An 18,040-nucleotide genomic window follows, 5' to 3' on the forward strand; every position below is an offset into this window, starting at 1 on the left:
AGCAGCGGCGATGACCGTCACAGAGGACAACCAGGCCCCCGAGGCCGGCGAGGCCGCCGGCATCGAGTTCGGCCCCGGCATCGACCCGGAGCGTCTCGCCGTGTGTCTGAGCGTGCTGGACGAGCTCGACAAGCTGGACGTCGACCACCCCGACGCGATCAAGGTCCGGCGCGCCACGGCCGGGATCTACCGGACCGTGAAGCAGCGCCGCCGCCAGGAGCGCCGTGCCGCCAAGACCGCCCACGACAAGGCCGTCACCGAGGCGACCGCGACCGGCTCCGCGGAGCGCATCGACGACGAGACCGAGGGCCTGCTGCCCTCGTCGAAGGTCGAGGAGGGCCGGATCGCGGGGATACTCCAGCGCCCCCGCTCCTGCTACACCTGCAAGACCCGGTACGTCGAGGTCAACTACTTCTACCACCAGCTCTGTCCGGACTGCGCCCGCCTGAACCGCGAGAAGCGCGACGCCCGCACCGACCTCACCGGCAAGCGCGCCCTGCTCACCGGCGGCCGCGCCAAGATCGGCATGTACATCGCGCTGCGCCTCCTGCGCGACGGCGCCCACACGACGATCACCACGCGCTTCCCGAAGGACGCCATCCGCCGCTTCAAGGCGATGGAGGACTCCGCGGAGTGGATCCACCGCCTGGAGGTCGTCGGCATCGACCTGCGCGACCCGGCCCAGACCGTCGCCCTCGCCGAGCAGCTCACCGCCGCGGGCCCGCTGGACATCCTGATCAACAACGCCACGCAGACCGTGCGCCGGCTGCCCTCCGCCTACGCGGCCCTGGTCGAGGGCGAGAGCGCCCCGCTGCCCGCCGGCGAGCTGCCCGCGCACTCGGTGATCGGCGCGTTCAACTCGGGCGCCGTCGACGGCCTCGCCGCGCTGCCCGTCGGCGTCAGCGGCCTCGACGCCCAGCAGGTCGCCGACCTCGCCCTCGTCGCGGGCAACGCGAGCATCGAGCGGCACCTCGACGGCACCGCCATCGACGCGGGCGGCCTGGTGCCGGACGTCGTCGACACCAACACCTGGGTGCAGACCATCGAGCAGATCTCCCCGGTGGAGCTCCTCGAGACCCAGCTGTGCAACTACACGTCGCCGTTCATCCTGATCAGCGCCCTGCGCTCGGCCATGGCCGACGCCGCCAAGAAGGCGGCGAGCGGACGCGCGTACGTCGTGAACGTCTCGGCGATGGAGGGCGTCTTCGGCCGCGGCTACAAGGGCGCGGGCCACCCGAACACGAACGCCGCGAAGGCCGCGATGAACATGGTCACGCGGACCAGCGCGCAGGAGATGTTCCAGACGGACGGCATCCTCATGACGTCGGTCGACACCGGCTGGATCACCGACGAGCGCCCGCACTACGACAAACTGCGCCTCGCAGAGGAGGGCTTCCACGCCCCGCTCGACCTGATCGACGGCGCGGCCCGCGTGTACGACCCGGTCGTGCGCGGCGAGGCCGGCGACGACGTGTACGGCGTCTTCCTCAAGGACTACGCGCCCGGCAAGTGGTGACGCAGCTGGTGCTGCACGGCCTGCGCGTCGCCGGTGGGTGAGGCGGCGCGCACCCGTGTGCCGCCGTCCACGAGGAGGTCCGCGCCGGTGATCCAGGACGCCTCGTCCGACACCAGCCAGCGCACCGCCCGCGCGATGTCCTCGGGCTCGCCGATCCGCCCGGTCGGCAGCCCGGCCGCCACCGCCTCCTCGGCCCGCTCCCACACGAACCGCGCCATCTCGGTGCGCACCAGGCCGGGGGAGACCGAGTTGACCCGCACCAACGGGCCAAGCTCGCCCGCGAGTTGAGCCGTCAGGTGCAGCAGCGCCGCCTTGCTCGTCCCGTACGCACCCACGTGCGGGCCGACATGCGCGGCTCCTTCGGTGCATACGTTGACGACGGCGCCGCCGTGCTCGCTCATCCACGCCCGCCACGCGCACTGCACCAGGCGCAGCGGCGCCTCCACGTTCACCGTGAACGCCGTGCGCCACGCGTCCGGGTCGGCGTCCATGAGCGGGCCGTACGGCTGGTTCGTCGCGGCGTTGTTCACGACGATGTCGACCCGGCCGTACGCCGCGAGCGTCGCCTCCGTGACCTCCCACAGGTGGGCCGGATCGGCGACGGAACCGGCCACCCCGATCGCGTCCGCGCCCCGCGCGCGCAGCGCCACGACCGTCTCGCGCACCCCGTCGGTGTCGCGTGCCGTCACGCACAACCGCGCCCCCGCGCGGGCGAGTTCGTCGGCGACGGCGCGGCCGATGCCCCGCGAGGCACCGGTCACGACGGCCGCCCTGCCGTCGAGGGGGCGTGAAGTCATGGGCGTACGGTCTCATGACCACCCGAGCCATGACGATGTGTCAGCCGTGCGAGGTTCGTGGACCGTTGGTAAAGGAGTGTGACCGGGGGAGCCCCACCTCACGTGACGGCGACCGGCGTTGGCCTGGCCCCCGCCGCCACCAGCTCAAGAACCGGACGCCAGTCGTCGAGGACCCCGGCGTCCAGGCCCACCACCTTGCCCGCGTCGTCGGCCTGCCGCAGCGTCACCGCGTCCTCGCACAGGGGGTCCGCCTCGAACGCGGCGACCTCCCGCGGCGTCATCGGGCCGCCCTGCGTCCCCATGGTCAGCGCGCTCTGCGGCGACAGGCCCCGGCCCGGCTCGACCGCCGCGAGATACCGCTTGGCCGGGACGTGCAGCCGTACGAGAGCGGCGACCCGCTCGCCGAGCAGCCCGCGCACCGCGTCCGCGGCCCGGTCCGCGTGCCCCGCGTCGTCGCCCGGGCACAGCAGATGCCCGAGATCGTGGACGAGACCCGCGACCTGCAACTCCTTGTCGCTGGGCCGGCCGCGGCGCAGCAACGCCGCGGTCTGCAGCGCGTGGTCGTGCAGATCGACGGGGTCGCCACCGCGGTCGGGGGCGTCCCACGCGCCGCGGCAGGCGTGCAGCGCGGCCATCAACTCCTCGACGGTGCGCAGCTCGACGCGTTCCATGGACGACTCCTCACGAAGATCCTCCGCTGCCCTCTCCTTGTCCGGAAGCAGACCATGCCGACCTGACGGACCGGTCAACGGGACGTTAACGGTCCGCCCTTTCGCGTCGTCTCCCGCGCGTGGTGCAGAATTGCCCGCATGCCCCGCTTCGCCCTCCACGCCTTCCTGGTGACACTCCTCGTCGCCGTGCTCGGCGTGGCCCAGGGCATGGGGGCCGACACCGCGTCCGCGACCGCCTCGACGGTCACGGCCGTCCGGGCGGCACCGGCGACCCCGGGCTGCGATCCGCAGCAGCACCAGGCGCCCGACAGCCGGCAGGGCGTTCCCTCGCGCGGCACGTCCGCCCATGAGCTCCTCGCGCCGCTCGTGTACGCGCACGGGCACGGCGCCACCGCCGTGTTCGACAGCGCGATCCCGCCGACGCCGGCCGGCCGCGGCCCGCCCCCGCTCGACCCGCCCAGCCCCGTCGAACTGTCCGTCCTGCGCGTGTAGATGACCCCGGCGTCCCGCCGACCCGTCATCACCTGTACCTCCCCACGCAAGGACGACTTCGTCATGCCCGAGAACACGTCAAGCAAAAAGACCCGCCCGCTCGCCATCGGCGCCGCCGTGGCCGTCGCCGCCGCCCTGCTCGGCACCGTCTCGTACACCGCGACCAGGCCCGAACCCCGAAGCGACGCCTCCTCCCGTCAGGAGAGCTCCGCCGGGCAGCAGCCCGACGACGCCACGGCCCAGCTCGTGAGGCTCGCCCGGCGCGACAGCGGCGACCGGCTCGCCCGGGGCCGCGCCGACGCCCCCGTCGTCCTCATCGAGTACGCCGACTTCAAGTGCGGCTACTGCGGCAAGTTCGCCCGCGACACCGAACCCGGCCTCGTGAAGAAGTACGTCGACGAGGGCACCCTGCGCATCGAGTGGCGCAACTTCCCGATCTTCGGGGCCGAGTCGGAGGCCGCGGCGCGCGCCGCCTGGGCGGCCGGACAGCAGGGCCGCTTCTGGCAGTTCCACCGGGCGGCCTACGCCGACGGAGCCAAGGAGAAGGGCTTCGGCGCAGGCCGCCTCGACGCCCTCGCCCGCGAGGCCGGGGTGCGCGACCTCGACCGGTTCCGCGCCGACCGCGACGGCGAGGCGGCGCACGCGGCGGTCAGGAAGGACCGCGACGAGGCCTACCGCCTGGGAGCCACGTCCACGCCGTCCTTCCTGATCAACGGCAGGCCCCTGGCCGGAGCCCAGCCCGCCGCCACCTTCGAGCAGGCGATCGAGACAGCAGCACAGCAGGCGGCCGAGAAGTGAGCGACATCGGCTACCTCGCGGCGTTCCTCGGCGGACTGCTCGCGCTGCTCAGCCCGTGCAGCGCGCTGCTCCTGCCCGCGTTCTTCGCGTACTCCATCGACAGCCCCACCCGTCTCGTGGCCCGCACCGGCATCTTCTACCTCGGCCTCGCGACGACCCTCGTGCCGCTCGGCGCCGCCGGCTCGTACGCGGGGCGCTTCTTCTACGGCAACCGCGATCTGCTGGTCACCGTCGGCGGCTGGCTGATCATCGCGCTCGGCCTGCTCCAGATCGCCGGCCGCGGATTCGCCTCGCGGCGGATGACCGAACTCTCCGGCCGCATCCGCCCCACGAACGCCCTGTCCGTCTACGCCCTCGGCGCCGTCTACGGCCTCGCCGGATTCTGCGCGGGACCGATCCTCGGCAGCGTCCTCACCGTCGCCGCGCTCGGCGGGCACCCGGTCTACGGCGGGGCCCTGCTCGCCGTCTACGCGCTGGGCATGGCCGTACCGCTGTTCCTGCTCGCCCTGCTGTGGGAGCGGCTCGACCTGGGGCGCCGGCGGTGGCTGCGCGGCAGGAGCGTGCGGATCGGGCGGTTCGAGGCGCACTCGACGTCCCTCGCCTCCGGCCTGTTCTTCCTCGCGCTCGGCACCCTGTTCCTGGTCTTCGACGGGACGACGGCGCTGCCCGGACTGCTCGACGTCGACGCCTCGTTCGCCGCCGAGCAGTGGGCGCGCCGCGTCGGCGACCGGGTGCCGGACGCGGCCCTGACGGCCCTGGCGGTCGCCGCCGTGGGCCTGGTGTTCGTCGTACGGGCCCTGCGGGGCCGGACACGGACGGTGACCGGGCACCGCGAACCCCGCGAGGAGGTGAACGCCGCGCCCGCCCCGCCCGTATCTTCCCGTACCACCAAGTAGCTCGCCGCACGGGCGAGTTGACATCGGTCCCGGGAGGTCTGCTTGCGTCGCGTGAACGGCACCGCTCTCATCCTCGCCGCCCTGGTCGCCACGTTCGGCGCCCTGGCCTTCCCGATCTGGTCGTACGCCGACCGGTCGGGAACCGGCCAGGCGAATCTGAACGCCGGCACGGTCGCCACCCAGTGGGGGCCGCTGTCGGCGGCCGACCGGGACCTCGTCGTGAAGGTCAGGCTCGCCGGACTGTGGGAGATACCGGCGGGCCAGCAGGCCATGGAGCGCGCCCCCACCCAGGCGATCAGGGACGCGGGCGACCACCTCGTCGTCGGCCACACCGATCTGGACCAGCGGGTGCGCTCCGTGGCCGCGAAGCTGGGCGTCGAACTCCCCAATCAGCCGAACCCGCAGCAGCAGGGCTGGCTGGATGAGCTGACGGCCGCGAGCGGCAAGGACTACGAGCGGAAGTTCGCCAATCTGCTGCGGGACTCCCACGGAAAGGTGTTCGCGGCGATCGCCCAGGTCCGCCACACCACCCGCAACACACTTGTGCGAGAGCTGGCCACCGACGCCAACCAGACGGTGCTCGACCACATCACGATGCTGGAGAACACCGGTGACGTGGACTTCGACGCCATCGCCGACGAGGCGGCGGGCACCGCAACGGCCAGTCCGACGGGCCCGCCCCCGCCGAACGGCCAGGTCCCGAGCGCCCCCGCGCCCGCCGTGCCCTCGGGTTCACCCGACGCGACCTCGCGCCCCTCGGCCGCCCCGACCGACGAACCGGGCCGCAGCATCAACACGGACCGGCCCGCTCCCACGTCCTGAAGCGCCCCGAGGGAGCGAATGCGGTCGCGGGCCGACGGGTGCGCGTGGCTGAATGAACACCCGGCGACCTCCGGAGGGCAGCCGGGTTTCAGCCCCATAGAGCGGACCCCCGCTCATTTGGTTACTCTGTAGCCGGACGGTTACCGCACGTGGGTCCCACCCGTACCCATGGTTCCGTCCGGGGAGAGGCCGATCACCACGGCCGATCCCACCAGCGACAACCGGCGCCACCGCGCCCGAACTGGCCCTTTGTTCAAGCCCGATCGGGCCTCCGGACCCCAGCACCACGCTGGGCAGCCGGTATGCCGGAGCGGGTTACCCGACACACAAGGAGTGCGCGGTGACACCAGAGAAGACGAACACCGAGAAGCGCCCGAAGGAACGTACCGAGCGGGCCGGCCGCAGGCCGGAGAAGCTCGGCAGCCTGGACGTCTGGGCCCGGTCGGCGCCCATCCGCCTCGCCGGCTACGAGGACGATCTCGCCGAACCCCACATCCTGCCCAGCGTCGACTGACCCGGCGCGCTCGGCCCGCACCCCTCCTCCGTGAGGGGTGCGGGCTTTTTTGTGTCCCTGCCCGCGAGGTGTCATCGGATCAATCTCCCAACTCTCTTCTCTGCGCGGCCCATTGACGGTCTTCGTGCGCCGCCGCATCATCAGACATCCGATGAATGAAGGTCGAGCCGCCCACCGCCCCGCCGCCCCTCAAGGGAGTGCTGTGCATGAGTGCGTACCCAAGACGTCAGGTCCTCGGAGCCGCCGCCGTCGTCGCCGCCGCGACCGCGGTGCCCTGGGCCACCGCAGGACCCTCCGCCGCCACGCCGCGCGCCGCCGCGGACGGTGACTGGGGTGCCGTCCCCGCCCCGGTCCCCGTGCCGCTCGATGCCCTCTTCGACAACGACGGGATCGACACCGCCGACGCCCGCGGCGGCAGTTTCGACGGCAGCGGTTACACCTTCCCGGGCGAGGAGTTGCCCGCCGGACGCGTCGAGGTCGACGGCGTGCCCTACGTCTTCCCGGCCTCCGCGGCGGGGGACAAGAACAACGTCGTCGCGCGCGGCCAGCGCGTCGACCTGCCGCCGGGCCGCTATCTGTCCGCCCTGTTCCTCGCCGCCGGCAGCTACGGCAACGCCTCCGGACAGGCCACCGTCCACTACGCCGACGGCTCCACGGCGAGCGCCGGGCTCGCCGCGCCCGACTGGTACTCCGGCGGCGGCGCTCTCTCCGCGCTCTCCACGGCTTTCCGCTACAAGCCCGACGGCACCAAGGACACCCACGGCGTCGGCATCGGCGTCAGCGAACTCGCCCTGGACGCCCAGCGCGAGGCCGTCGCGATCACCCTGCCCACGCTCGCGCCGGCCGAGGAGGGCAAGACCGCCCTGCATGTCTTCGCGCTGTCGCTCCAGCCCGCCGCCGAGGGCCGGGCGCTCGCTCTGCGCGACGCCCGCTCGACCTTCTCGCTCCTGGAGGACAGCGGCGCGCAGAGCGTCGAGGCGACCGTCGTCAACGCGGGCACCGTCGCCGTCCTCGCCGCCGACGGGCTCACCGTCGGGGTCGACGTGCCCGGCGCACGCACCGTGCAGCCCGCGAAGGTGACCCGGCTCGCCCCCGGCGAGCAGGCCCGCGTCCGGATCGGCATCCGCAACCGGCTCGGCGTCGCGCCCGGCACCGTGCAGAGCGGCGACATCGTCGCGACCGGCCGCGGCGCGCGGGCCGCCACCGCCGCACGGAAACTGACGCTCGGCGTGCCCGACTACCGGCCGACCGAGGCGTCACTGTCCGGGCACCAGGCCCCGTACTGGTTCCACGCCGCGAAGTTCGGGATCTTCATCCACTGGGGCGTGTACTCGGTGCCCGCCTGGGCGCCCGTCGGGCAGCAGTACGCCGAGTGGTACTGGGACCAGATGCAGGACCCGAACAACCCGACGTACGCGCACCACAAGGAGGTCTACGGCGAGGACTTCGCGTACGACGACTTCATCCCGCGCTTCACGGCGGAGAAGTTCGACCCGCGCGCGTGGGTGGAGCTGTTCCGTGACGCGGGCGCCCAGTACCACGTCCTCACGTCCAAGCACCACGAGGGCTTCGCGCTGTGGGACACCCGGCTGTCCGACCGCAACTCCGTGAAGATGGGCCCCAAGAAGGACCTCGTCAAGGAGCTCTTCGACGCCTCGCGCACCTACACGCCCGAACTCCACCGCGGCCTGTACTTCTCGATGCCCGAGTGGTTCAACCCGGACAACCCGTGGATGGGCCACGCGCCGCGCAACCCGTACACCCTCGAACCCGTCCCGTACACCGGCTACACCGCCGGCAAGGACTACGTGAAGGACTTCCAGGCGCGGCAGATGCGGGAGTTGATCCACAACTACGACCTGCAACTGCTGTGGTGCGACATCGGCGGCGCGAACGACTCGGTGCACGTCCTCGCCGACTACTTCAACCACGCGAAGAACCGGCCGAAGCCGCTGGAGGTGACCGTCAACAACCGCTCGGGGATCGGCTTCCACGACTTCACGACGCCCGAGTACACGACGTACGACAACACGGTCGTCGCCAAGTGGGAGTCCAGCCGGGGCCTGGACCCGTACAGCTACGGCTACAACGCCCAGACCCCGGACGACCGGTACATGACGACCCAGGAAGTCGTGCACAGCCTCGTCGACATCGTGTCGAAGAACGGCAACTTCCTGCTCGACATCGGGCCGCGGGCCGACGGCACCATCCCCGAGATCATGCAGACCCGGCTGCGCGAGACCGGCCGCTGGCTGAAGGTGAACGGCGAGGCGATCTACGACACCACGTACTGGTCGCGGATGGCGCAGCTCGGCGAGGACCTGCGGTTCACGGTCAAGCAGAACAGCGCCTTCTACATCCACTCGCTCGCCGAGCCCGGCGCCACCCTCACCGTGGAGGCGCCGGTGCCCGTACGGCCGGGGGACAAGGTGACGATGCTCGGTTACGACCGGCCCCTCAACTGGACCGTCCGGGCGGGGGCGTTGGTGATCGACGTCCCCGCCGCGGCCCGCCGGGCCGGTGAACACGCGTGGGTGTTCAAGGTGGCCTGGCGGGCCTGAGGGGCCGCGCCCGTCACCTCGCGGGGAGGAGACACCGCTTCAGGAACGATTCCAGTACGTCGACGAAGACGTCCGGGCGCTCCATGTTCGGGTAGTGGGCGGTGCCCTCGATCGCCTGCGTCCGCCCGTCGCGCACGGTCGCCGCCAGGCGTTCGGCCATGCCGGTGTGGTCGGGGGAGTCGAGAGTGCCGGTGACGGTGAGCACCGGCACCTCGATGCCGGCCGCGCGCGCCCACGTGTCGGGGACCGGGATCTGGTGGTCGGGCTCGTCGCGGGTGTGCTTGGCCAGGGTGTGACGGGTCATGCGGCGCAGCCGGGCCACGACCTCGGGGTCGAGGTCGTCGAGGGTGCGGTGCGGGCCCGCCGCGAACATCGTGAACGCCTCCACCGTGGCGTCGAGGTCGCCGGCCGTCATCGCCGTGTGCCAGGCACCCCACGTCGCCGTGGTCCACGGGTCGTTGAAGTACGGCTCACTGGTCCCCGCGCCCACGACCACGGCCGAGGCGACGAGTTCGGGGTGTTCCAGTGCGGTGTCGACGGCCATCGACCCGCCCATCGAGAGACCCACGAGGACCGCCGGCCCGGTCTCCAGGTGGCGCAGCAGCGCGGCCAGGTCGTCGGTGTGCCGGAAGGGTCCCGCCGCGTTGGCGGAACCGCCGTGGCCGCGCGCGTCGGGGGCGATCACGCGGTGGTGCCGGGCGAGGACGGGGATCTGCGCGTCCCACATCCCGTGGTCGAGGAAGCCGCCGTGGAGCAGGACGAGGGGGTGACCGGGGCCGGAGGGGTGCTCGGGTGCGCCGGTGTCGAGCCAGAAGAGGTCCTGGGGAGCGGTCGCGTTCATCATGACAACCAAGGTGTCATTGTGAGCGGGAGATGACAACCTGGTTGTCATGAGTGGCATCATGGGGGCGTGACCGGAAACCCTGACGTCCCGGCGGAGCGCCTCGCGGACGTGTACGACCTCGTGGGGCCGCTGTACCGGCGGGTCTTCCGCAAGGTCGAGCTCGACGGCCTGGCGGCCGGACTCTCGGTCGGCGTGCGGGCCGTGCTCGACATGCTGCGCAGGCACGGGCCCATGACGGTGCCGCAGCTGGGCCGGGCCCAGTCCCTGAGCCGGCAGTTCGTGCAGCGCATGACGAACGAGGCCGCCGCCCTCGGCCTGGTCGAGGCCGTCCCGAACCCGACGCACAAGCGGTCGTCACTGATCCGCCTGACCGACGCGGGGGAGCGCGCCATCACCGCGGTCGTGGAGCGCGAACGGGCCGAGCTTGGCCGGATCGAAGGGGTGACCGGCGCCCAGGTCGAGACGTGCATCCATGTGCTGACCCGGATGCTGCGGCTGCTCGACGACGTCGAGGTGGAGGGCGACTGAGCCTCCCGTGCCGACGACCGCGTCGTGTGCGTCGGAGCATTGGTCCTCGCTCCGCTGCGAAGGTCCAACTGGTCGGCAGGTCAGGTCCCTTGAGATGGTGCGGCGCCGCGTCCTCGTACTGCCCTCACCGCTCACCGCTCACCGCTCACCGCTCACCGCTCACCGCGCGACGCTGGCGGCCGCGGGTCACACCGTCCAGGGTCGGACGTGCGCATACGGCAGTTCGGGCCGTACCGGTCACGGCCGTGACCAGGGGCGGGGCCCCGCACGGGCCGTGCGAGGATCGCACGATGGGCCACACCTCCGCCGCGTCCGAGGGCGCGGAACCGCACCGGCCGGCGTGCTGCGCCGCGCCCCGCGCGGCCGGCACGCCCGAGCCGGTCGCGCTGACGCCCGTGCCCGCGCCGGTGTCGCGCCGCACGGCCCCGCTCAAGGGCATGGCGGCGCTGTCCGGCGGCACGTTCTGGATGGGCAACGACGACGCGCGGGCCAACCCCGGCGACGGCGAGGGGCCGGTCCGCGAGGTCACCGTCCCGCCGTTCCGGATCGACGAACACGCCGTCACCAACGCCCAGTTCGCGACCTTCGTCAAGGAGACCGGACACGTCACGGCCGCCGAACGGTTCGGCTGGTCGTACGTCTTCGCGGGCTTCCTCGCCCCCGAGCGGGTGCGGGCCACGCGGGCCCCGGCCGCGACGCCCTGGTGGCGCGGCGTCGAAGGCGCGACCTGGCGCACGCCCGAAGGCCCCGGCACCCATGTCGGCGACCGCGCACGGCACCCCGTCGTCCACGTCGGCTGGGACGACGCCGCCGCCTACGCCGCATGGGCCGGCAAGAGGCTGCCCACCGAGGCCGAGTGGGAGTACGCGGCCCGCGGCGGCCTCGACCGGGCCCGCTACCCGTGGGGCGACGAGCTGACCCCGCGCGGCCGTTGGCGCTGCAACATCTGGCAGGGCGACTTCCCCCGCCACGACACCGGCGAGGACGGCCACGTCGGCACGGCCCGCGTCGACGCGTACCGGCCCAACGCGTACGGCCTGTACAACACCGTCGGCAACGTCTGGGAATGGGTCGCCGACCGCTTCACCGCCACGCACAGCGCGGCCCCGGCCACGGACCCGCGCGGCCCCGAGCAGGGCGAGAGCCGGGTCATGCGGGGCGGCTCCTACATGTGCCACGACTCGTACTGCAACCGCTACCGGGTCGCGGCCCGCACCGCCAACACCCCCGACTCCAGCAGCGGCAACTGCGGCTTCCGGTGTGCCGCCGATGTCTGAGACCACGGCGGCACGGGTGTGGCGCGCACTGCCCGACGGCCTGCGTGACGAGGCCGACGGGCACGTGCTCAAGGACGCCCGCATGGCGGCCGTCCGCGTCCTCGTCATCCACGGCCTGAGCCTCTTCGACGCCCAACTGGCCGTCCATCAGCGGTACATCGACCTCGACGGCCGGATCGAGCGGCGCCCCCCGACGCCGCTCGACCTGGAGACCCTGAGCTCCCGCGCCGCGGCGGTGCCGGGCCGCGTCGTGGAGATCGCCGCCGAGTGGGACGGCGACACCGTGCACGACTGGTTCGTGGACCTGGTCGCCCGCACCGCCGTCCCCGCGTGCGACCACCGTCTGGCGACCCTCACGTGGACGGCCGCGACCCGGCACCTCGGCGGCGAGGACCCCGGCGGGCGCCATCCGTCGGCCGTCGCCGCGGAACGGATCGGCACCGAGCTCGCCGCCCGCCTCGCGGTGCCCTTCCGCTTCGACCACCCCGACGACCCCGGACATCAGCCGAACACGCGCTGACCGCCCACGAAGGTCTGCGTCACCTTCGTCGTGCCGATCTCCTCGGCCGGACCCGCGAACGGGTCCCGGTCGAGGACGACCAGGTCCGCGAGGCAGCCGGCGGCGATCGTCCCCGTCTCGGTGTCGAGGTGGTTCACGTAGGCGCTGCCCGCCGTGTACGCGGTCAGCGCGTCCGTGAGGCCGATCCGCTGCTCGGGCAGGAACACCGGCGTGCCCGCCGCCGCGTCGGCCAGCACCCGGTTGACCGCCACGTGGATGCCCTCCAGGGGATCCGGGCTGCTCACCGGCCAGTCGCTGCCGGCCGCGAGCGTCGCGCCCGAGCGCAGGAGCGCCCCGAACGGGTACTGCCACCCGGCCCGTTCGGCGCCCAGGAACGGGATCGTCAGGTCGTCCATCTGCGGCTCGTGCGCCGCCCACAGCGGCTGCATGTTCGCGCTCGCGCCCAGCGCGCGGAAGCGGCCGATGTCGTCCGGGTGCACGACCTGGAGATGGGCGAGGTGGGGCCGTGTGTCCGTCCAGCCGTTGGCGCGCCGGGCCGCCTCCACCGCGTCCAGTGCCTCGCGCACGGCCCGGTCGCCGAGCGCGTGGAAGTGCACCTGGAAGCCGTGGGCGTCCAGTTCGGTGACGTACTTCTTGAGGTCCTCGGGCGGTACGAAACTGATCCCGCTGTTGTCGCTCGCGCAGCCGCACCCGTCGAGGTACGGGCCGAGCATCGCCGCCGTCCCGTTCTCGGCGACCCCGTCCTGCATGATCTTCACGGTCGTCGAACGCAGCCGGCCGCGCGTCCCCGCCGCGCGCCGGGCGAGCAACTCCTCGATCTGCTCGGTGCCGCGCGCCCGGTCCCACCACAGCGCCCCCACCACGCGGGCGGTGAGCCGCCCGTCGTCCGCGCACGCCAGGTACGCGTCGGTCGGGTCGGTGAGGTTGGCGTGGCTGCCGAGCAGCGCGTCCTGCCAGGCCGTGATGCCGAGCGAGTGCATCAGTTCCTGCGCGCGCAGCAGCCCGGCGATCCGCTCCTCGCGGGTGCTCGGCGGCAGCAGCCGGCCGACCAGGTTCGCGGCGCCTTCCTGGAGCATGCCCGTCGGGGTGCCGTCGGCGGCGCGCTCGATCCGGCCGTCCGACGGGTCGGGCGTCCCGGCGTCGATCCCGGCCCGCCGCAGGGCGACGGAGTTGACCCAGGCGCCGTGGTGGTCCCGGTTGACCAGGTACACGGGCCGGTCGGGGACCAGGGCGTCCAGTTCGGCGGCCGTCGGCAGGCCCCCGGGGAACGACTCCATCGACCAGCCGCCCCCGGTGATCCACTCGGCGTCGGCGTGCTCCCGCGCGTACACGGAGATCCGCTCCCGGTACCCGGCGAGTGTCGTCTCCCCGCTGAGGTCGCACTGGCCCAGTTCCATGCCGCCGCCGACCGGGTGTGCGTGCGCGTCCTGGAAGCCGGGGATCAGCAACTTCCCTGCCAGGTCCACGACGTCGGTGTCGGGGCCGATCAGCTCGCGGACCTCGTCGTGGCCGACGGCGACGATCCGTTCGCCGCGTACGGCCACCGACGTGGCCCGGGAGCGGGCGGGCGACCCGGTGTGGACCGGACCGCCCGTGAAGACCAGATCGGCGGAAGCGGTGTCGGGCATGTGCGGCAACTCCTTTGTGGATGAGGGGTGTTACGGGACTTCGGGCGCGGCCAGCGTCAGCGCGTCGGCGTCGGTGCCGCGCCCCGTCGTGAAGTAGGGGGAGCGCCGTCCGTACTTGGCGACCGCGGCCATCACGAGACCCGACACGATGATCGCGGCGGGCACCGAGAGCATGAACCAGCCGTTGTCCGGGCGGAGTTCGAAGCTGTCGCTCATCGTCGCGTACGACTTCGCGAGGTACGCGCCGATGCCGAGCAGGGCGAGCCCGCTGAGCCCCGGCGCGCAGACCGCGCGCAGCGCCTCGCGCGGCGCCGTGCGCAGCAGCGACCGGAACCGGACCGCGCAGGCGAGGGCCGTCAGGCCGTAGTAGAGGGCGACGGTCAGGCCGATGGAGTTGACGGCCGCGAGGATCATCTCGTTGAGTTTGGGCAGGGCGAGCGCGAGCACGGAGACGGCGGCCGCGATCGACATCACGAGGACCGTGCCGACGGCCGGCGAGCCGTACCGGGGGCTCACCCGCGTCCACACCCGCCCCATCGTGCGGTCCCGGCCCATCGCCAGCAGCCCGCGCGCCGTCGGGATGACGCTGGCCTGGAGCGAGGCGACCGCCGAGAACAGCAGGGCGAGCAGCGGCAGACTCGCCCACGGCTCGTCGGCGAGCTTCGCGCCGAGATACGTGAGGGCCTGCGGCCCCTGCTCCATCAGTTCGGGCAGCGACATCTCGCACTGGAAGGCCACCGACCCGTACAGGAACAGCGCGAGCATGCTGAACAGCGCGATGAAACCGCCGCGGCCCGCGTCCCGTACGTCCTTGGTCTCCTCGGTGACGCTGAACGCGGCGTCCCAGCCCCAGAAGAAGAACACCGCGAGGACCAGGCCCTGCGCGAAGGCGGTGCCGTCGTGGATGGCGAACGGGTTCAGCCACGACCACTGGAAGTCGTGCGCGCCGGTGATCAGGGACCAGCCGCAGAAGCCGAGCAGGACCGCGTACTCGAAGACGAGCAGCCACGTCTGGAAGCGGGTCGCCTTGCGGACGCCGGTGACCGCCGTGACCGTGACGGCGGTCAGCACGAGCAGGCCGACGGCCGTGGACAGCGCCGTCGAGTTCGGGTCCAGGCCGATCCCCAGCACCGTGTGCAGATGGGCCTTGTTGGCGAACTGGAGGAAGACCGAACCGGTCACCGCGCTCGTGTACGCCATGAAGACCAGGGTGCCGACGAGCGTGACCCAGCCGGTCAGAAAGCCCAGCCACGGGCCGAGCGAACGGCCCACCCACACATAGCCGCTGCCCATGTTGGGCTCGTGCCGGTTCAGTCGCGCGTACGCCGTCGCGATCCCGAGGATGGGCACGAACGCGACGAGCAGGATGGCCGGCGCCTGGAGCCCCACCGTCGCCGCGAGGGACCCCATTCCGATGCCGATGCTCGTCGTGGCGGCCGTGCTGGAGGCGGCGATCGCGATGCCGTCGACGACACCGAGGGAACGACGCAGACCTGGAGGTTCGCTTCTCATCAGCAGGCTCCTGGGGAACGGAAGAGGCATGGGTGGGGAGGAGGCTGTGATCAAACCGGGGTTGTCAGCGTTGCGTCAATGGTGTTGACATAAGGGCGGTGCGGGTCGTGCGGGCCGGCGGAGAGGGCGGGCGGGATGACCGAGGGACGCATTCCGGGGGAGCGGCGGCGCCGCAAGCCGACGAAGTCGGGGGTGCTGCTGTCCGAGGACGTGATCGTGGACTGCGCGCTGCGCCTGGTCGGGGAGCACGGGCCCGACGCGCTGAGCGTGCGGCGGCTCGGCGCGGCACTCGGCTGCGACCCGAGCGCGCTGTACCGGTACTTCCACAACACGGACGACCTGCTGCTCGCCGTCGCCGACCGGATCATCGGCGAGGCGACGGAGGGCTTCGCACCGGAGACGATGAGCTGGCGCGCGGGGCTGCGGGAGATGGCGCTGCGCATCCACCGCGGATACCGCGAGCATCCGCGGGTCGCGGCGCTCGCGGCGTACCGGGTGACGCGCCGCGCCCACGAGTTCCGGGCCGTGGACGCGGGGATCGGGCTGCTGCGCCGGGCCGGGTTCAGCGACGAGGACGCCGTACGGCACTACTCCGCGTTCGTCGACACGGTCCTCGGGCACGCGGCTCTCGACGCGGCGCACCTGGCGCTGCCGGCCGAACGCAGGGCGGCGGACGACCGCGCGTGGGAGGGGGAGTACGCGGGTCTGTCCGCCGAGACGCACCCCCACCTCGCCGCGGTACGCCCTCATCTGGCGCTGATGGCGGGCAGCTCCTTCGAGGCGGCGCTCGACCTGCTGCTCTCGGCGCTGGAGGCCGCGGCGCCGCGGCCTCGCGGCGGGATCACCAGCTGATCGTCGCCGCCACCGGCCGGTGGTCGCTACCGGTGGCCGGCAGCAGCCACGCGCTGTCGGCCCGGACACCCCGGACGAGGATCTGGTCGATCCTGACCATCGGGAACGCGGCGGGCCAGGTGAAGCCGAAACCCTTGCCGGCCTCGTCCTGCACCGAGTCGAGCTCCGCTGTCAGGCTGTCGAACGCGCGGTCGTCCATGGTGCCGTTGAGGTCGCCGGCCAGCACGACCCGCTCGTTCTTCTCCTCGGCGACCGTCTTCGCGAGCGCCTCGGCGGCGGCGTTCCGCTGCCCCGTGGACAGTCCCTCGCGGGGGTTGATGCGGACGGACCCCAGGTGCGCCACGTACACGGCGACGGGCCCCTTGTCCGTGGTGACCGTGGTACGGATCGCCCGGATCGAGTCCGACGACGCGTCGACGGGCTGCCGCTCGCCCAGCGGCCCGAACATGCCCTGGAGCACCGACGCGTCGAGCGGCTCGGTGCGGGACAGCGGCAGCTTGCTCCACACCCCGACCGTGCCGAGCACGGCGTGGTGCGGATACGCCGTCGCCAGCGCCTTCTCGTACGTGACCACGGCCTTCGGGGTCATCTCCTCCAGGGCGAGGACGTCGGCGCCGGAGGCGGCCAGATCGTGTGCGGTGCCGGTCGGGTCGGGGTTCTCGGCGCCGACGTTGTGGCTGACCACGGTGAGGTCGCCGCCCGTCTGCGACGACGTGGTGAACAGGCCGCCGAAGAGGCTCAGCCAGGCCACGACGGGCAGCAGCAGCGCGACGACCGCGACGGCGGAGCGGCGACACAGCGCGGCGACCAGGAGCACCGGCACGAACACTCCGAACCACGGCAGGAAGGTCTCCACCAGGCTGCCGAGGTTCTTGAACCCGTTCGGGATGTGCGCATGCAACAGCAGGACCAGGCCGAGCAGCACCGCGAGCGCGGCGAGCACGCGGCCGCGCTTCCAGGGGCCCGGACGGGACAGGGCCCGCAGGGCGCGGCGCGGACGCATGGACGCCCCGCCACGCGTGTCCGGCCGGTCCGTCTCGACGTCGGCGTGCGTCATCGTCTGCTCTCGTTCGCTCGTGCTCACTGCTGCATCCTCGGGTCCTGCGTGGGGTCGTCGTACAGGGCCGGGCACCCCTTCTCGCTCGCCTCGGCGCGCAGTTCGTAGTGCCACGGTTCGTTCTTGTAGATCCGGCACAGCCCGTAGGCGGCGCCGTGTGCGGACAGCCAGGCCGTCGCGTCGGACCTGCCGAGGTCGACGGCGTCGCCCGACACATGGGGCGAGGTGGCGGCGGTGGCCACCCAGCGGGCGGCCTCGTCCTCGGAGCCGTACTTCGACACCGCCTCGTCGAGCAGATGGTTCTGGTACTCGGGGGAGCGCCAGCCGCTGTTGACGTGGAACGCGACCCCGCGCTGCCCGGCATCCGTCGCCGCCTGCCGCAGCGCCTTGAGCAGGGCCGGATCGAGTTGCGACACCGCCGGCACCGAGTCGTCGAAGACCGTCGTGCCGTCGGGCACGACACCGTCGGCCGCGGTCAGCGGACCCCCGTGCTCGGGGCGCGCCGACTCCATCGGCGACGGGGCCGAGGAGGCGGAGGGCGCGTGCGTGGGCGTACGGCCGGGAGGCGCGGCGCGCGCGGACGTCTCGGGTGCGGGCTTCGGCCACAGGTACCCGAGAACCACGGCGATCGCCGCCACGACGCCTGCCAGGCCGAGGACGACACGGCGCGTGCGCCGCGCCGCCGTCCGTGCTGAAGGAGGTGTTCGAGCCATGCCGACAGTCAAGGCAGCGCGGTGTTGCGGGCCCGTATGCGG

Annotated in this window: 18 protein-coding genes; 11 read left to right on the plus strand and 7 right to left on the minus strand. The window is 72.7% G+C overall.

The genetic code is table 11. The annotated features are described in order from the left end of the window. Positions 1-10: 10 nt before the first annotated feature. Complete coding sequence (locus AB0L37_RS20600) at positions 11-1,516, plus strand: SDR family NAD(P)-dependent oxidoreductase (protein ID WP_365507114.1); 1,506 nt, start codon at positions 11-13, stop codon at positions 1,514-1,516. Here the strand turns inward: AB0L37_RS20600 and AB0L37_RS20605 are convergent. Beyond that, positions 1,495-2,313: an SDR family oxidoreductase gene (locus AB0L37_RS20605; protein WP_365507117.1), complete on the minus strand. Its 819-nt coding sequence runs from the start codon at positions 2,311-2,313 to the stop codon at positions 1,495-1,497. The genes AB0L37_RS20600 and AB0L37_RS20605 overlap by 22 nt on opposite strands. 98 nt (positions 2,314-2,411) lie before the next feature. Next, complete coding sequence (locus AB0L37_RS20610) at positions 2,412-2,984, minus strand: HD domain-containing protein (protein WP_365507120.1); 573 nt, start codon at positions 2,982-2,984, stop codon at positions 2,412-2,414. A 138-nt stretch (positions 2,985-3,122) separates the two neighbouring features. Between AB0L37_RS20610 and AB0L37_RS20615 the strand changes: the two genes are divergently transcribed. The 6 genes from AB0L37_RS20615 (at position 3,123) to AB0L37_RS20640 (ending at position 9,067) form a co-directional block, all read left to right on the plus strand. After that, the gene (locus tag AB0L37_RS20615; protein ID WP_365507123.1) at positions 3,123-3,476 is read left to right on the plus strand and encodes a hypothetical protein; all 354 of its coding nucleotides are present in this window, start codon (positions 3,123-3,125) and stop codon (positions 3,474-3,476) included. Positions 3,477-3,539: 63 nt separating this feature from the next. Beyond that, positions 3,540-4,274: a thioredoxin domain-containing protein gene (locus tag AB0L37_RS20620; protein ID WP_365507126.1), complete on the plus strand. Its 735-nt coding sequence runs from the start codon at positions 3,540-3,542 to the stop codon at positions 4,272-4,274. Next, positions 4,271-5,170, plus strand: a complete 900-nt coding sequence (locus AB0L37_RS20625) for a cytochrome c biogenesis CcdA family protein (protein ID WP_365507129.1) — start codon at positions 4,271-4,273, stop codon at positions 5,168-5,170. The genes AB0L37_RS20620 and AB0L37_RS20625 overlap by 4 nt, the downstream gene beginning before the upstream one ends. 42 nt (positions 5,171-5,212) lie before the next feature. Continuing rightward, positions 5,213-5,992, plus strand: a complete 780-nt coding sequence (locus AB0L37_RS20630; RefSeq protein WP_365507132.1) for a DUF4142 domain-containing protein — start codon at positions 5,213-5,215, stop codon at positions 5,990-5,992. A 340-nt stretch (positions 5,993-6,332) separates the two neighbouring features. Next, positions 6,333-6,506, plus strand: coding sequence for a hypothetical protein (locus AB0L37_RS20635; RefSeq protein ID WP_365507135.1), 174 nt, complete (start codon positions 6,333-6,335; stop codon positions 6,504-6,506). A 206-nt stretch (positions 6,507-6,712) separates the two neighbouring features. Beyond that, complete coding sequence (locus AB0L37_RS20640) at positions 6,713-9,067, plus strand: alpha-L-fucosidase (RefSeq protein ID WP_365507138.1); 2,355 nt, start codon at positions 6,713-6,715, stop codon at positions 9,065-9,067. Positions 9,068-9,080: 13 nt separating this feature from the next. On the opposite strand, the gene AB0L37_RS20645 is transcribed toward AB0L37_RS20640, so the two are convergent. Next, on the minus strand, positions 9,081-9,908 hold the full coding sequence (locus tag AB0L37_RS20645) for an alpha/beta hydrolase (RefSeq protein ID WP_365507345.1): 828 nt from the start codon (positions 9,906-9,908) through the stop codon (positions 9,081-9,083). Positions 9,909-9,977: 69 nt separating this feature from the next. On the opposite strand from AB0L37_RS20645, the gene AB0L37_RS20650 reads away from it, so the two are divergent. The 3 genes from AB0L37_RS20650 to AB0L37_RS20660 all read left to right on the plus strand — a co-directional run bounded on the left by AB0L37_RS20650 (position 9,978) and on the right by AB0L37_RS20660 (position 12,236). Further along, on the plus strand, positions 9,978-10,439 hold the full coding sequence (locus AB0L37_RS20650; RefSeq protein WP_365507141.1) for a MarR family transcriptional regulator: 462 nt from the start codon (positions 9,978-9,980) through the stop codon (positions 10,437-10,439). A 290-nt stretch (positions 10,440-10,729) separates the two neighbouring features. Beyond that, the gene (locus AB0L37_RS20655) at positions 10,730-11,716 is read left to right on the plus strand and encodes a formylglycine-generating enzyme family protein (RefSeq protein ID WP_365507143.1); all 987 of its coding nucleotides are present in this window, start codon (positions 10,730-10,732) and stop codon (positions 11,714-11,716) included. Next, on the plus strand, positions 11,709-12,236 hold the full coding sequence (locus AB0L37_RS20660; protein WP_365507146.1) for a hypothetical protein: 528 nt from the start codon (positions 11,709-11,711) through the stop codon (positions 12,234-12,236). Before AB0L37_RS20655 ends, AB0L37_RS20660 begins: the two co-directional genes overlap by 8 nt. On the opposite strand, the gene AB0L37_RS20665 is transcribed toward AB0L37_RS20660, so the two are convergent. Together AB0L37_RS20665 and AB0L37_RS20670 are read right to left on the minus strand one after the other, a co-directional pair. Then, the gene (locus AB0L37_RS20665; RefSeq protein ID WP_365507149.1) at positions 12,218-13,864 is read right to left on the minus strand and encodes an amidohydrolase; all 1,647 of its coding nucleotides are present in this window, start codon (positions 13,862-13,864) and stop codon (positions 12,218-12,220) included. The two genes, AB0L37_RS20660 and AB0L37_RS20665, sit on opposite strands and share 19 nt — an antisense overlap. Before the next feature lie 30 nt (positions 13,865-13,894). Continuing rightward, on the minus strand, positions 13,895-15,376 hold the full coding sequence (locus tag AB0L37_RS20670) for an APC family permease (RefSeq protein ID WP_365507151.1): 1,482 nt from the start codon (positions 15,374-15,376) through the stop codon (positions 13,895-13,897). 135 nt (positions 15,377-15,511) lie between these two features. Between AB0L37_RS20670 and AB0L37_RS20675 the strand changes: the two genes are divergently transcribed. After that, positions 15,512-16,228, plus strand: coding sequence for a TetR/AcrR family transcriptional regulator C-terminal domain-containing protein (locus tag AB0L37_RS20675; protein ID WP_365507154.1), 717 nt, complete (start codon positions 15,512-15,514; stop codon positions 16,226-16,228). Here the strand turns inward: AB0L37_RS20675 and AB0L37_RS20680 are convergent. Then, the gene (locus tag AB0L37_RS20680) at positions 16,218-17,231 is read right to left on the minus strand and encodes an endonuclease/exonuclease/phosphatase family protein (protein ID WP_365507349.1); all 1,014 of its coding nucleotides are present in this window, start codon (positions 17,229-17,231) and stop codon (positions 16,218-16,220) included. The genes AB0L37_RS20675 and AB0L37_RS20680 overlap by 11 nt on opposite strands. Before the next feature lie 77 nt (positions 17,232-17,308). After that, the gene (locus AB0L37_RS20685; protein WP_365507157.1) at positions 17,309-17,998 is read right to left on the minus strand and encodes a M15 family metallopeptidase; all 690 of its coding nucleotides are present in this window, start codon (positions 17,996-17,998) and stop codon (positions 17,309-17,311) included. Positions 17,999-18,040 lie beyond the last annotated feature (42 nt).

This window comes from Streptomyces sp. NPDC052225 (assembly GCF_040679615.1).
Lineage (GTDB): Bacteria > Actinomycetota > Actinomycetes > Streptomycetales > Streptomycetaceae > Streptomyces.